Source organism: Agarivorans aestuarii, from assembly GCF_019670125.1.
Classification (GTDB): Bacteria; Pseudomonadota; Gammaproteobacteria; order Enterobacterales; family Celerinatantimonadaceae; genus Agarivorans; species Agarivorans aestuarii.
In genome coordinates this window covers 3,701,515-3,716,640 of record NZ_AP023033.1, presented here as the reverse complement: position 1 = coordinate 3,716,640, position 15,126 = coordinate 3,701,515, and the positions used below count along the sequence as shown (strand labels likewise).

The 15,126-nt window shown below is 44.7% G+C and carries 10 protein-coding genes; 5 read left to right on the top strand and 5 right to left on the bottom strand.

What is annotated here, in order from left to right; translation table 11 throughout:
- Positions 1 to 166: 166 nt before the first annotated feature.
- The 3 genes from K5609_RS17250 to K5609_RS17240 are packed head-to-tail and all read right to left on the bottom strand — an operon-like array spanning position 167 to position 2,856.
- Positions 167 to 1,258: a mandelate racemase/muconate lactonizing enzyme family protein gene (locus tag K5609_RS17250; RefSeq protein WP_221074714.1), complete on the bottom strand. Its 1,092-nt coding sequence runs from the start codon at positions 1,256 to 1,258 to the stop codon at positions 167 to 169.
- Positions 1,259 to 1,268: 10 nt separating this feature from the next.
- A complete protein-coding gene (locus K5609_RS17245; protein WP_221074713.1) occupies positions 1,269 to 1,898 on the bottom strand; it encodes a bifunctional 4-hydroxy-2-oxoglutarate aldolase/2-dehydro-3-deoxy-phosphogluconate aldolase in 630 nt (209 codons plus the stop codon).
- Between the two features lie 28 nt (positions 1,899 to 1,926).
- Positions 1,927 to 2,856 carry a sugar kinase gene (locus K5609_RS17240; RefSeq protein WP_221074712.1) on the bottom strand — a complete coding sequence of 310 codons (930 nt, stop codon included), beginning with the start codon at positions 2,854 to 2,856 and terminating at the stop codon, positions 1,927 to 1,929.
- 341 nt (positions 2,857 to 3,197) lie between these two features.
- On the opposite strand from K5609_RS17240, the gene K5609_RS17235 reads away from it, so the two are divergent.
- The 5 genes from K5609_RS17235 to K5609_RS17215 all read left to right on the top strand — a co-directional run bounded on the left by K5609_RS17235 (position 3,198) and on the right by K5609_RS17215 (position 11,036).
- Positions 3,198 to 4,670 carry a mannitol dehydrogenase family protein gene (locus K5609_RS17235; protein WP_016403221.1) on the top strand — a complete coding sequence of 491 codons (1,473 nt, stop codon included), beginning with the start codon at positions 3,198 to 3,200 and terminating at the stop codon, positions 4,668 to 4,670.
- 9 nt (positions 4,671 to 4,679) lie between these two features.
- Positions 4,680 to 5,696, top strand: coding sequence for a zinc-binding alcohol dehydrogenase family protein (locus K5609_RS17230; protein ID WP_221074711.1), 1,017 nt, complete (start codon positions 4,680 to 4,682; stop codon positions 5,694 to 5,696).
- Positions 5,697 to 5,710: 14 nt separating this feature from the next.
- Complete coding sequence (locus K5609_RS17225; protein WP_016403219.1) at positions 5,711 to 6,718, top strand: Ldh family oxidoreductase; 1,008 nt, start codon at positions 5,711 to 5,713, stop codon at positions 6,716 to 6,718.
- 311 nt (positions 6,719 to 7,029) lie between these two features.
- Positions 7,030 to 9,963, top strand: coding sequence for a beta-galactosidase (locus K5609_RS17220; RefSeq protein ID WP_221074710.1), 2,934 nt, complete (start codon positions 7,030 to 7,032; stop codon positions 9,961 to 9,963).
- Between the two features lie 95 nt (positions 9,964 to 10,058).
- Positions 10,059 to 11,036: a LacI family DNA-binding transcriptional regulator gene (locus K5609_RS17215; protein ID WP_221074709.1), complete on the top strand. Its 978-nt coding sequence runs from the start codon at positions 10,059 to 10,061 to the stop codon at positions 11,034 to 11,036.
- Between the two features lie 52 nt (positions 11,037 to 11,088).
- Here the strand turns inward: K5609_RS17215 and K5609_RS17210 are convergent, their stop codons facing one another.
- Entirely contained in the window at positions 11,089 to 13,560 is a 2,472-nt protein-coding gene (locus K5609_RS17210) for a glycoside hydrolase family 2 TIM barrel-domain containing protein (protein WP_221074708.1), read from the bottom strand.
- Between the two features lie 83 nt (positions 13,561 to 13,643).
- Entirely contained in the window at positions 13,644 to 14,726 is a 1,083-nt protein-coding gene (locus tag K5609_RS17205) for a glycoside hydrolase family 117 protein (protein WP_221074707.1), read from the bottom strand.
- Positions 14,727 to 15,126: the final 400 nt, after the last annotated feature.

Genomic DNA, 15,126 nt, shown 5'->3' with positions numbered 1-15,126 from the left:
GTGTGTATTGGTTATCAATTGTGGTGTTTTATTGATTTTTTTGTTGTTAGTAGGGGAACAGAACAGAGCAGAACAGATCAGAAGAGAGTCTAAGCTGAAGCGGGGGGAGCTATAAAACAAGCATAAAAAAACACCGCGCTAGGGCGGTGTTTAAAGAAGGGGCGATTTACACTTCGAAAGGTTTAATCTTATCCCAGTCAAACTCGACACCCACGCCTGGGGTATCTGGTGCTACAGCACGATGATCTTTAACCACCAATGGGCGCTTGGTGTATTCATCAATTGGGAAGCTATGTACTTCTAACCAGCCAGAGTTGGGTTGAGAAGACACTAAGCTCACATGTAATTCTTGCATGCCATGAGAACATGCCGGAATGCCATGTTGGTCGGCTAAGCGGGCGGCTTTAAGCCAGCCAGTAATACCGCCACAGTTTGAAGCATCGGGTTGCACAAAAGAAAGCTTGGCGCGCTCAAAGGCATATTCAAATTCGTGAATGGTATGTAGGTTTTCACCCATAGCCAAAGGAATTGAAGTGGCATCGGCAATCTTGCCGTAACCTAGGTAGTCATCTGGAATGGTTGGCTCTTCAAACCAGGTAATATCGTATTGCTCTACGGCTTTAGATAAAGCAATGGCTTGCTCAACACTTAATGAGTAGTTGGCATCGATCATAAAGGTAACGTCTTTACCAATTAGCTCACGCACCGCTTTAATACGAGCAATATCTTCATTGGCATCGGCGCGACCAATTTTGATTTTAACCGCGTTGTAGCCCTTATCTAAGTAACCTTGAATATTGGCCAATAGCTTTTCGGTGGTAAATTGTAAATCGATACCGCCGCAATACGCTTTACAGCTAGAGTTTTTAGCACCAGCCATTTTCCATAAAGGTTGATTTAAACGCTTACCTTTTAGATCCCAAAGGGCAATATCTACCGAAGATATGGCAAAAGAAGCGATACCACCACGGCCTACATAGTGAATATGCCACTCCATAAAGTCGTAAATTTCGTCGATTTGGCTGGCATCTTTACCGATAAGAGCCGGTGCTAAATCGTGCTCAACCATTGCTTTAATGGCATAGCCACCTTTGCCGCCGGTATAGGTATAACCGGTACCTTCACTGCCGTCTTCTAAAGTAATGGTGGTGGTTACTAGCTCAAAGTGGTCGTGATCGCCGTGTTTGGCGTCCGATAAAATCTCCGCTAAAGGAATTTTAAACAAACGCGCTGTAACTGATTTAATTGCTGTATTCATGTTTGTTCTCTTACTCGGCAAGTTGCGCCACAATGTCTTTCACTAATTGACCGATAGTATCCCATTCGCCCTTATTAATAAGTGATTTATCTACCATCCAAGTGCCACCACAGGCTAAAACGCCGGGTAATGCCAAGTATTTTTCAATGTTGTTTTGATTGATGCCACCAGTAGGCATTACTTGAATGTTGGTATATGGACCAAGTAATGACTTAAGCATGGCAATGCCGCCAGAGGCTTCTGCTGGGAAGAACTTCACTGTATCTAAACCTAGCTCTAATGCTTGCTCTACCGTTGACGGATTATTAACGCCAGGAATAATAGCAATGTTGTGCTTCTGACAGGCTTTAACGGTATTTGGGTTTAAACCTGGAGAAACAATAAAGCTAGCTCCGGCCTCTTTAGCAGCTATTACTTGTTCTTCGTTTAAGATGGTTCCTGCTCCAATTAGCATATCTGGCTGTGCTTCGCGAAGTAGGCGAATTGCCTCTGCTGCGGCGTCTGAGCGGAAAGTGATTTCGGCAACTGGCAAACCATTTTTACTTAACTGTTCGCCTAGTGGCACGATGTCGCTGGCTTTATCGATAGCAATTACTGGAATTACTTTAAATTGCTTCAGCAGAGAGTTTAAATTTTCCATGTTTTTGTCCGTAATATTAAAAGTAAAATTAACTAAGGCCGATACGTTGCTCTACTTGAGCAAGAGTAGGTAGCGGCGCTACAGCGCCATAGCCAGTGATGGTGATAGAAGCGGTAGCATTAGCGTATTTAAGGCATTCTTGTAGTTCTGCGCCGCGTACATAATGGGTACAGAATGAACCGGCAAATGAGTCACCCGCGGCTGTTGCGTCTACAGTGCTTACCTTGTGGGGTTTAATGCTAAATCGCTCGTGTTGGTTAGCCACTGTTGCGCCTTCTGAGCCCTGTTTTAGCACAACAATTTTGGCGCCTAATTGTAAGTAATGATCGATAATTTCATCGGCATGTGTAAGGCCGGTAAGTAGTTGTGCTTCATCAATGCTAGGGAAGCAAATGTCTACTTGGCTAATGGTTTCATTGATGATGGCTTTGGCACGATTAAGCGACCACAGTTTTAAGCGTAGGTTAGTATCGTAAGAGACCAAGGTATCGGTTTTACGCGCCAGCTCAATGGCGGCAAAAACTGCGTCACAGCTGGTGTCACTAATGGCTTGGGTAATTGCAGTAGTATGTAGCAGCTTAGCATTTGCTATCGCTTCCACAGGAAGTTGCTGCTTACTAATAAGGCTGGCTGCAGAGCCTTTTCTTAGGAATGAAAAGTGATGCCCTTCTTCATTATGAGTAATAAAATAGACGCCCGTGTGTGCACTCGCGTTACTTACTACTAAATCACTTGCTACAGATTCACGTTTCCACAGCGCTCTAAATTGCTCACCAAATTCGTCGTCCCCTAAGTGGGTGATCATGCCTACGTTGGCGCCTTGACGTGCTGCTGCAATGGCGAAGTTAGAAACATCGCCACCAAAGCCGCTTAAAAAATCTGGCTCCATGGCTTTAGACTGCTTTATTTGGCTGAATTCATACATGGGTTCGCCAAAACTTAATATCTCGCTAAACATGACCTGTCCTATTTGATTGAATTAATAAGAAGGGTTAATCCCTTAATGATGTTGATGGTATGGGATGAATTTATTTTGGTCAACCAAAATGGTTTTTAGAGCCTCAACATGGATAAATTAAATCCAATCTTAACGAGAGTTCTTTAAGTTATTGTTTTAATTGTATTTTATGTCTTTTTGTTGATTGTTTTTATTGATCTCAAACAATATTGGACTGCTATTTACTGTATTATTGTTAGCCATTCTCGCTGTATTGGTTTACCATTTTGTGATTATAGTCACGGCTATCTAACCGCTTTGTCGGTATAAATGCCGTATTGGTTGAACAATTGGGTGAGTGAATGGCAGCAAGTAATCAAATAAGCCAGTGTAAAGATCGGTTTAATGAAGCAACAACATACGACAGGGAACAGTTAAGCACTAAGATTGTTCACATAGGTTTTGGCGCGTTTCATCGCGGCCACCAAGCGGTATACAACGACTTAACTAACCAAGCATCTGGCGAGTTATGGGGCATTTGTGAAATTAACATGTTTGGTAGCGAAGACTTAGTTGCCAACTTAGTTGCTCAAGACTGTTTGTTTAGTGTTGTTGAAAAATCTAAAGACACCACGACTTCTCGCTTAGTTCGTACCGTTACCGAAGCTATTCATACACCTGTAAGTGGTATTGCAACGGCCATTGCTAAAATAGCCGAACCACAAGTAGCGATAGTTTCGCTAACCATTACCGAAAAAGGTTACTGCGTTGACCCACAATCGGGTGAGCTTGATGAAGCAAACGCACTAATTAAACACGACTTAGCAAATCCGCAGCAGCCGCAATCGGCCTTAGGTTTAATTACCGAAGCGCTGCGAATTCGTCGTGACAATGGCTTAGCGCCAATTAGCGTATTGTCTTGTGACAACATTCCTGAGAATGGTCACCTAACCAAGAATGCTTTGTTGTCTTACGCTCGTAAGTTAGATAAAGAGCTGGCCAGCTGGATTGAGCAGAATGTTAGCTTCCCTAGCACTATGGTTGACCGTATTTGTCCAGCTATGACAGCTGAAGCCTTTGCCGCTATTGAAGCTGAAGTTGGTTATGCCGACCCTTGTGGCGTGGTATGTGAAGATTTCCGTCAATGGGTAGTAGAAGACAATTTTGTAGCTGGTCGCCCAGATTGGGATTTAGCCGGTGCAATGTTTGTTGCTGATGTATTGCCTTACGAAGAAATGAAACTGCGTATGTTAAATGGTAGTCACTCGTTCTTAGCATATAACGGCGCGCTTGCAGGTTACGAGTACATATACCAATGCATGCAAGATCCTGCGTTTAAAGCGGCAACACTAAAACTGATGACTCAAGAGCAAGCTAAGTCATTAAGCCCAAGCCTTAACGTTGATTTGCCGGAATACGCCGATCTATTGATAGCGCGTTTTAGTAACGCCAACGTAAAACACAAAACTGCACAAATCGCGATGGACGGCTCTCAAAAGCTTCCACAACGCGCGGTTGATCCCTTATTACACCTACAAAACGCCGGCTTAAAAGTAACTTGTTTGCCAATTCTTATCGCAGGTTGGATGCATTCAGTTATTCGCGCTGTAAAAGCGGGTGAGCAAATTGTTGACCCATTAGCCGACGAGTTTAAACAGATTGTAGAAAGCAATGGCGAAGCGCTAGACCAAGCGAAAGCCTTGTTAGCAATTAACAAAATATTTGGAACGCTTGCTAAAGATAACGCCAAGTTTAGCCAACAGGTGGTATCAGCATTTGCCTCTATCGAAGAATACGGCATTGAGTCAGTTGTAGACTCCATTGCAGCGAATTAGGAAATATCAATGAAAACATTAGTTTGTAACGAACCATTCTCAATTGAGTATGTAGAGCGAGAGAAACCGTCTTTTGCCGAAAACGAAGTACTACTGAAAGTTAAAGCAGTAGGTATTTGTGGCACCGACATTCATGCCTTTGCTGGCCGTCAGCCATTTTTTAGCTACCCGCGGGTACTTGGCCACGAAATTAGTGGTGTAGTTGAAGCCACCGGCAGTGCTTGTAGCACCGCTAAAGTAGGCGAGCGTTTCTCGGTTATTCCGTGTATTCCTTGTGGCGAATGTTCTGCTTGTGCAGAAGGTAAAACCAACTGCTGTGAGAATGTTTCTTTATATGGCGTGCACCAAGATGGCGGCTTTACAGAGTACCTAAGCGTACTTGAAAGCAACCTGGTTAAATTGCCAGAAACCGTTAGCGATAGCCAAGGTGCATTAATCGAATGTTTCGCTATTAGTGCTCATGCGGTGCGTCGCGCCGAAGTTAAAGCTGGCCAACGAGTGCTGCAAGTAGGCGCTGGACCAATCGGTTTAGCGGCAGCTGCTATTGCTAAAGCTAATGGCGCAGAAGTGGTAGTAGCAGACGTAAGTGATGAGCGCCGCGCACATGTAGAAAAAGCCTTAGGCATTAAAACCTTAAACCCTCTTGCGGAAAATTATGTTGATGACCTAAAAGCAGCCTTTGGCGGCAACTTGGCATGCACCTTATTAGACGCTACTGGGAACAAAGGCTCTATGAGCCGCAGTGTTGAGCTAATTCGCCATGGCGGCAAGATTGTATTCATCGGTTTATACATCGGTGACTTGGTGCTAGACGACCCAACATTCCACAAAAAAGAAACCACATTATTAAGCAGTCGCAACGCCACTCGTGAAGATTTTGAGCGCGTGATTGAGTTAATGAGCAAAGGCGAAATCGACGAGAACATCATGAAAAACCGTGATTATGACTTTGACACAGTTGGTCTTTCTTACCAACAAGATGTAGTGAACAACGCAACGCTTATTAAGGGCGTTATTAATTTTTAGTCGCGCAGGTAAATATGACAACAGTACACGTAAAGGAAGCCGAGTTAAAAGGACTTGCGCTTAACAAACTTATTGCCGCTGGCCTTGATGAAAACACGGCCAAGGAAGTAACCGAAGTATTAATACACGCGGATGCTACCGGTGTTCATTCACACGGAGTTATGCGCGTAGAACATTACTGTGAGCGTTTAGCCAAGGGTGGCTTAAACGCTAAAGCAACATTTTCGGTAGAGCAAGTATCGCCTTCGGTAGCGGTATTAGACTCTGATGACGGCATGGGCCACTCGGCGCTTATTGCTGCCACCAAACACGGCATAAACCTAGCTTCTGATACCGGCTTAGGTTTTGTAAGTGTCAAGAATACCTCGCATTGTGGGGCGCTTTCATACTTCATGGAGCAAGCCACAAATGCGGGTATGATTGCCATTGGTATGACTCAAACCGATACCTGTGTAGCACCTCATGGTGGCGCAGCGAAGTTTTTGGGAACCAACCCAATTGCCTTTGGTTTTCCGGTTGAAGGCTCAACGCCGATGATTATTGACATGGCTACAAGTGCAACCGCATACGGTAAATTACTGCATGCCAAAGAAACCGGTAAATCTATTGGCAAAGGTTTAGCTATCGATGCAGAAGGTAACGAAACCACCGATCCGCATAAAGTGGCTAATTTACTCCCCTTTGGTGGACATAAAGGTTCAGGCATTGCGCTGGCGATTGACGCGCTAACGGGCATTTTGATGGGCGCTAATTTCGGTAATCACATTGTGAAAATGTATGGTGACTACGAAAAAATGCGTAAGTTGGCGAGCTTAGTGATAGTGATTGATCCTAAGAAACTCGGTAACCCTATGTTTGCAGTAATGATGGCTGCAATGGTGAAAGAACTACACGAAGTTCCACCGGTCCCGGGTGTTGATAAAGTGCTTGCGCCAAATGACCTTCAAGTGGCTTATCGTGCCGAGTGCGACCTTAATGGCATTCCGGTTGCGCAAGGTGTTTACGACTACCTAGTGAGCTAAGTGTTTTAAAAAGGTAGCAATATGGTGTCGCTCTGTGTTGCTACTAGCCTAGGTGCTCTCCTGCAATGGTTCCGCGGGCACCTAGGTTTCTCCTCTATTTATCTGTGACTAGCCCTTAGTTACGGCGCCTTTCTTATTGGTATTACTTATTGTTTTTAATGACTTTTTTATTGGTATTGGGTTTTCCAAATATCGCTTTGGCTCACATTAGAACTTGAATTGGTGTGCTAATTTTGTAATCTGGTTATCCAATATTGCTTAGTGGTTGTCCAAATATTGGTTTTGGTTATCCTTTTAAGGGAGGAAATATTGTGTTGTTTAAAAAGAGCAACTTAGCAATCCTAGTATCAGTTGTATTAGCTGGGGTATCTACATCAAACGTCATTGCAGATGACACTAAGCAGTCTAGTGAAAATGCAGCCACTTCGGGTGATATGACCAGCGCGGCAACGCCGCTTGATTTCACCGAGCCAGCAGTATTAGAAAAAATTACCAATAGTCATAGTCAGTTCTCGGTGCTTAAGAAAACCGCAGAGCAAAGTAAAGATGGCTTAAAGATGAATTTTGATGCGATCTCTGAAGCCGAGGCGCAATCTAAATGGCCAAATGTAAAAATCCACTCTAAGGCAGGCCCTTGGGATTGGAATACCAAAGGCGGCTTAAAAGTAGCCCTAGAAAATCCAGGCAGTGAAGACGTTCGCATCGAAATGAAAGTGAGCGATAACATTGGCATTATGGGCTCGACCGACAACCAAGTTGATTTACCAATTATTTTGCCAGCGGGCAAAACTACCACCGTAGACTTTTTGTTTAACGGTACGCAAATGAATATCGACGGCTACCGTGGTGGTGCTAAGTTAAACCTAAAAAGCATTGCCGAAATTCAATTCTATTCAGTGGGCCCTATCGCTGCGCAAGAAGTGGTAATTCGTGACATTAACTTTATTGAACGAACCGGTGATTTTGTAAAGTCGGAAGCGCGTGAAGCGGAAGTTATTGCTGCACCCATTCCAACTCTTTTAGCGTTGTCTGATTTTGATGATGGCTCAAAAGGCATTGTTAGCAAAACTCATGGCACAACCATCACCTCAGTAAAGCGTGATGAGGGTAAAGGCCTTAAAATTGATTACTCCGCAGACGCGTCTTACCCTAGCGTAACTTTTAGTGCCGATAAACCTTGGAACTGGTCAGAACATGGTGACTTTACCTTAGCCCTTGATATTGAAAATATTGGTGATGCCGGCGCACAACTATTTATTCGCGTAGACGATGACGTAAATGAGAAGCAAGGGGGTAGCGCAAATGGTGTTATCCATAGTCGTACTGGTTATGTTCAGTTGCCAGCAGGCGAAGCGGGTACTTACTATTTTACTTTAGAAGAGCTAGCGAAAACGCTTGATTCTGGAATGCGAGGCGAGCCACCGAAGAAGTCTTATCAGGCTCAGGCAATCAACTTTGGTTGGGGTGAGCAGAAGTTAGATCTAAGCAATATTGTTAGCTTTCAACTCTATATGCAAGATCTGCAAAAAGACCTGAGTTTAGTTATCGACAACATTCGTTTAGTGCCTAACTTAAGCGCCGATACCAGCCGCTATGAAGGTTTGCTGGATGAATTTGGTCAGTTTACCAATGAAGACTGGGCAGAAAAAATTCACTCAGCTGAAGAGCTACAGGCTCATGCAAAAGCCGATGTTAAGTTGATTGATTCGGCCAAACCTATGGACGACCGTACGCCATATGGTGGTTGGAAGAGTGGACCTAAACTAGAAGCGACGGGTTACTTTAGAACTGAAAAAGTAGATGGAAAATGGTCTTTAGTTGACCCAAGCGGTTACCTGTATTTTGCCACAGGTTTAGACAACATTCGCATGGATGATACCTACACCACCACCGGTGTTGGCTTTACCGATTTGGTGTTGTCGGAAGATCTTAGCTTGCGTCCTAGCCAGATTTCTCAAGACAGCTATGTAGATAATCTAGATGCTCGTTCAGTGGCTTCGCAGTTACGTAACAGCATGTTTACTTGGTTACCTAGCTACCAAGATGCCTTGGCGCAAAACTATCAGTATTCCACCATGATTCACACCGGCCCGCTTGAGCATGGCGAAGTTTATAGCTTTTACAGTGCTAACTTGCAGCGTAAATATGCGCCCGGTTCTCGCGATGAAGCGATTGCGGTTTGGCGCGACGTAACGCTGGCTCGTATGTTGGATTGGGGCTTTACTTCGTTAGGTAACTGGGCCGATCCAAGTTTTTACGGTAATCAAAAAGTTGCGTACGTAGCAAACGGTTGGATTGTAGGCGATCACCAACGCATTAATACCGGTAACGATTACTGGGGGCCAATGCACGATCCTTACGACCCAGAGTTTGTTGAGTCGGTGAAAACAATGGCTAAGCAAGTTGCCGCTGAAGTAGAGCAAGACCCTTGGTGTATTGGCACCTTTGTGGATAACGAAATGAGCTGGGGTAACACCGAGTTTGACGCTAACCACTATGCCTTAGCGATTGCTGCTTTGCGTGCTGATGCTAAAGATAGCTTTGCTAAAGCTGCATTTGTTGGCTTGTTAGAAGCGAAATATGCCCAAGATATCCAGGCGCTGAACAAGGCATGGGGAAGCGAACTTAAATCATGGGATGAACTGGCTAAAGGCTATGTGCATCAAGGTGATTTGAACGACGCTCTTAAAGCCGATTACAGCATGTTCTTGGCTGACCACTCTGATCGTTACTTTGCGATTGTACAGCAACAGATGAAGCAGGTATTACCTAACCACCTTTACCTAGGTGCGCGTTTTACCGAGTGGGGGATCACCCCTGAAGCTGCAAATAGTGCTGCCCAATATGTAGATGTAATGAGCTACAACCTCTACGGCAACGACATGTCGAAGGGCGATTGGAGCCACCTTGCCGAGTTGGATATGCCAAGCATTATTGGTGAGTTCCACTTTGGTGCTACCGATAGCGGTATGTTCCATCCAGGTCTAGTGGCTGCAGATACCCAACAAGGGCGTGCCGAGAAGTATGCCCACTATATGGATAGTGTTATTGCTAATCCTTACTTTGTTGGAGCGCATTGGTTCCAGTACCTAGATTCGCCAACTACCGGTCGAGCTTGGGACGGAGAAAACTACAACAATGGTTTTGTCACGGTAGCTGACTCGCCCTATGAAAAACTGGTAGCAGGAGCTGCAGAAGTTAACCGTAAGCTGTATCCACAGCGTTACCCAGAGCTGGTGAAGTAGGCTCTGTTTGTAGCCAAAAGACGAGCCTAGCTCGTCTTTTGTTTTATCTAAATCACTATAAAAATCATTACACTAAACGCGTAGTAAGGAAACATATGCCCACTATCATAGACGTAGCAAAAAAAGCTGGCGTGTCTGTTGCCACAGTATCGCGAATCATTAATCAAACCACCTTTGTTAGCGAAGCCAAGGTGGAAAAAGTAAATCAGGCGATAAAAGCACTGAACTTTATTCCAAATTATCATGCGCAAAATCTCACCAATAACCCCAAAATTGGCCCTGCGATGATTGTGCAGTCGATACAAGATCCGCTTACCGCAACCTTGCTCAAAGAACTGTCGGCACATACCTCGGCTAATTCGATGCCGTTACACTTGGTGTCGGGAGCGCATTCCGAAAAACAAGAAATAGAGATGTTAGAGAACTACCTAAGCTTGGGGGTGCAATCTTTATATTTTGAAAGTGAGTATATGAAAGAAGAGCGTTTGGCCGAGTTTGTTCGTTTGCATCCTAGTTTATTGGTGGCGAAACGCTATTTGCCAGCTTATCCCAAGCAGTGTTTGCATTTAGATCTCGTGGCAAGCCTTTGGCTGGCAGTAAAACTACTGGTAGAGCGTGGCCATAAGCAACTAAGTGTAATGTGCGAGGCGCAGCAGTTTCATGCTATTGAGCAAGGCTTAAGCCATATCGATAGCCCATTTAAGCAAGCTAACATTGCCCTTAGTCGCTTATCCCATGATCCCAACGACTGCTTGAGTAGTGATGCCTTATCATCGCCGGCTTCAGCTTTTATTTGTTTGTCTGCTCGTTTGAGCTGGCCGGTATGGCAACAGCTAAAAGAGCAGCTGGGCTGCACTAACCCGTTTGAATTTATTGGCTCATCTAATAATGCAGCAGACAGCAAAGCCAGCTATAGCACTCTCTATTACCCGGTGCAGGCAATGGCGCAGCAAGCCTTAAGCTTCTTAAGTAGCGAACAGCAAGCTATTCCCAAAGTGTTTATGGCAGATCTTCAAGAACGTTACTTAGACCAAGAATTGGGTTATTTAAGCGATTTAGGAGCAACCGCTTAATGCTAAAACAGCAAGCTAGTTAGGCTAGCTTGCTGTTCTTTATCGCCTAGGTTTACTCAAGTATAAAGCGTTGTACTTTAAAGAAGCCCTCGGGCGTGGTAATTCTCACTAGAATATTTTCTTCTTCTCCAGTGTATTTTATTAACGCTAGGGCCCGACCTTGGTGGGTGCCTATCTGGCTTGCGTTAAAGGCTTGCACACTGGCAGGGTGGCCATTATCTAGCCCTACTAACTCGGCTGGACCGGTTAGCTCAAAACTTAGTTGGGTGTTTTGATGGCTAACCCATTTTCCTTCACTATCTGCAAGTTGTACCACCAAGTGTTGGTAACCCGGTTGGCTCTTCTGTAAAGGAGCGCCTTCAACAGTCACCACTAAGTCACTAGCGGCTTGGGTGGTGCTAAGGCGGTGGGTTGCTAACACTTTGCCATTGTTTTTAGCTAGAGCAACAAGCTCCCCAGGTTGAAACGGCAAGGCCCAACGAAACATTCTATCGGCTTGGTCAGCAAGTTGCTTACTGCCAATTGTTCGCCCGTTGAGTTGCAGCTCTACCTCTTGGCAATTGCTGATGACTTCAATGGCGATTAATTGGTTGCTGCTAAAATTCCAATGTTGCTGTTGCTCTGGCCAAATCCACAGTTTTTTCTTCCAAGCCTGCGGGTCGCGCTCTTCAAGGCTCAAACTATCGGTTTTGTATACAAAGCGTTCTTCGTCAAATACCTGATTATGAATTTGCACCATGGGCGTGGTGGTCCACAGTGATTGAAACAGGTAGTAGGGGGCTTTTTTAAAGCCAGCAGTATCGAGCAAGCCTGCGGCTAGCGCCTTAGTTGGCCACTGCTGATGCACTTCACCTAAATAATCAATGCCGGTCCATAGGAATAAACCCGCAACATGTGAGCGCTCACTTACCGCCTTCCACTCGTGCCATTGGGGCAATGCCTCGTTACTTATAATAGGAAGTTGGGGATGATGCTGGTGGCCGTAGTCATAAAGTACTTGTCGGTAACTAAAGCCGATTACATCTAAGGATTTTGCATAGCCATTTAAATAGCTTACCGAGGGCAATATACAGTTGGCGGTAACGGGCCTTGATACATCTTCTTCGCGCACCCATTGCGCTAATTGATGGGCTGTTTTGCCTATGTCGTAGTTATGATGAGGCAGGGTCTTGAGTTTATTGCTGATTTGTTGGGGAGAGTTTGGCGGTAAGTTCCAGAAGTAATTGCCATTCCAGTTGGCATCGAAAAAACCGGTTGCTTCTACATTTCTTGGGTAGGTCCATTCTATCTCGTTGCCGATGCTCCACATGAAAATGCATGGGTGGTTGATGTGAGCTCTTAAGGCATTTTTAAGGTCTTGTTTAGCGTGAGTTTGAAAATGCTCCGCATAACCTCGCGAGGCTGCATCATTATGCTGCTCATTCATGTTTAGGCGTTTGTCTTTGGGGAAGTCCCATTCATCAAAAAACTCGTCTTGAACCAAAAAGCCTAAACGGTCACAAAGTGATAGAAGCACTTCAGATGAAGGGTTATGCGCCATTCTAATCGCATTTACGCCAGCTTCTTTTAGCCTAGTGAGTCGACGTTCCCATACCGCTTCTGGCACAGCTGCGCCCACTAAGCCACCATCGTGATGTAAACAAACACCTTTAATTTTGGTGGCTTGCCCATTCAAAAAGAAGCCCTGTTGGCTGTTAAAATGAAAATCTCTAAGGCCAAAAGTAGTGCTAAAGCGGTCTAGCTCTTTGCTGCCTTGGCTGAGTGTGGTGGTGATTTGGTAGAGCTGTGGAGACTCTGGCGACCACAATTTAGGTTGTAGAACGTCGCAGCTAAATTCACATTTTTGCAAGCCTTGTTTAAGCTCGAGCTGGTGCTGATAACTTGCTACAGGGCTACCGGTATCAAACTCTATCACATGACTATCTACCTGAATGTTGTCGCTAGCTTGTGGGCTAACAATGCTAAATTTATGCAGTATTTGGGCAAAGCCTTGGTTTATTTCGATAGTGTCTACCACGCTACTCCAAATCGGAGTATGCAGCGAGTTCACTGTGATAAGTTTTACATCTCGGTAAATGCCCGAGCCGGGATACCACCTACTGTCTGCAATACGACTGCGATCAACTTTAATCAGTAATTGATTGTCGTGAGCTTTTAACTGCTCAGTAATCTCGAAGTAAAATGGCGAGTAGCCATAGTGCTGTTCGCCCAGCTTTTTGTTGTTAAGCCAAAGTGTCGCATTGTTGTAGATACCGTCAAACAGCAAAAAAGCCCGCTGGTTTTCGCTTAGGTCTGCTAAATCAAAGGTTTTGAGATACCAACCTATGCCACCGGGTAAGTAAGCTGTAGCGCCTTCGTATTGCGATGAAAAAGGCTGCTCAATGCTCCAATCATGGGGCAGCGATATAGTTCGCCACTCGTTACCTGCTGATTTGTGCCTTGGGGTCTGTAACTGAAACTGCCAATTTGCATTAAAGTCGATAGTTTGGCGAGAGGGCTTTGGGATTTTGCTAGAAGTGGACATGGATACTCAAAATAATATAACGAGAAGAAATAGCGCTAGGCTAGTGGGTAAATAATTAGCCCACCGAGTGGTGGGCTAAGCGTTTAGTTTGAGTTTTGATACGTTGAGGCATCTAGTACTTGTTTCTTCACCCGGTAGCGACAAATGAAGTTCCAATTCCAAGAGTCATCGTATTTGTGACACAGGCCCCACTCTAAACCGGGAGACTCAATATTGGTTTCTTGGTTTGGGCGGAAAATACCTAGCGCTTCAGGCGCTCCTTTAATGTGTGACATAATTTCGAAGTTGATGCCGTCGGCAGCCCATTGCACAGTGTTCTTTTCTGGGCCGTCGGTGGTAATTAGCGAAGCAATGCCGCCATCTTTATGCCAAACGGCGACTTCGTGACCACTATTTGAAATGGGGTTGTATTCCGATTTCACATACGGACCAAGAATATCTTTAGCAATTGCCACGCCGTGTTTAATTTCGCGACCACCCATGTTCATTTCTTCGCCCATGGTTTCACCTTTATAGTAAAGGTAGAACTCACCTTTAAAGAACATTAGGCAGGGATCGTGCACTTTGTGGCTGTCAAAGCTGCCTTTAGCATTAACCAAGAAACGGTTGTCTTCTTCAGTGCGCCACTCGCCATCTTTAGCTGGGCTTAAAATAGGAGCAGGTGATTTAGTCCATGGCCCAAATGGGCTATCGGCCCAAGCAATGGCGATTTCTTCAAACTGACGGTTGGTATACGGCGCTTGCACGGTTTGGTATACCAAGTAGTACTTGCCTTCGTGGGCTAATACTTCTGGTGTAAATACTGCACGATCATCGTAGGCTCCGGCCTCACCAGGAGCAATCGCACAGCCGTTTTCTTTCCAGGTAATGCCATCTTCAGAACTGGCATGCCAAACTTCGGTGAGATCCCAAGGAAATACCTTGTCTTTAGGATTGCCTGTAAAGCCGAGAGTTTCGCCTTCACCTTTGGTATACCAGCAGTGGTAAACACCCGCTACTTCTATTACTGCTGTTGGGTCTCGACGAATCACCCCTTCTTCAAAAGCAAAGTCACCTAGTAGGGTTTGCTCTGCAAACTCAACCATCCACTCTGGGCCTTTTGTATCGTAACCACGTTCAATGGCGCGCTTACTGGCCAAGCTTAGCTTGTTACCTGTCCCTGACATATCTACCTCTATTTGTCGAAAAAACTAAATTGTTCAATAACTACTGGTCACAAAGGTAAACCAATTTCGCTTAATGGTACATTAACTTGCTCGTGAGCAGTTATTCAGATGAAAGAAAAGTGACCAATGACACACTTTTGTAACTTAATTTTAAGCTTTCGTAATTCACTTATTTGATCTGGTAATTCTTTTGTATGACAAGCTCTGCGGCTTTAACCCCCCATGAATAAAGGCTTCGCTAATGTTAATGCTTATTAACTTATCAACCAATTGGCTGGGCCATCTAGTGTTTTGCTAACCAATAGCCGTATTTATGCTGAAATGTTAGCGATGTCACTTTAAATTGGTTAATCATTATGTAGGATAAAGCCAGTTATTTAGATATTGGTTTACCAGTGTG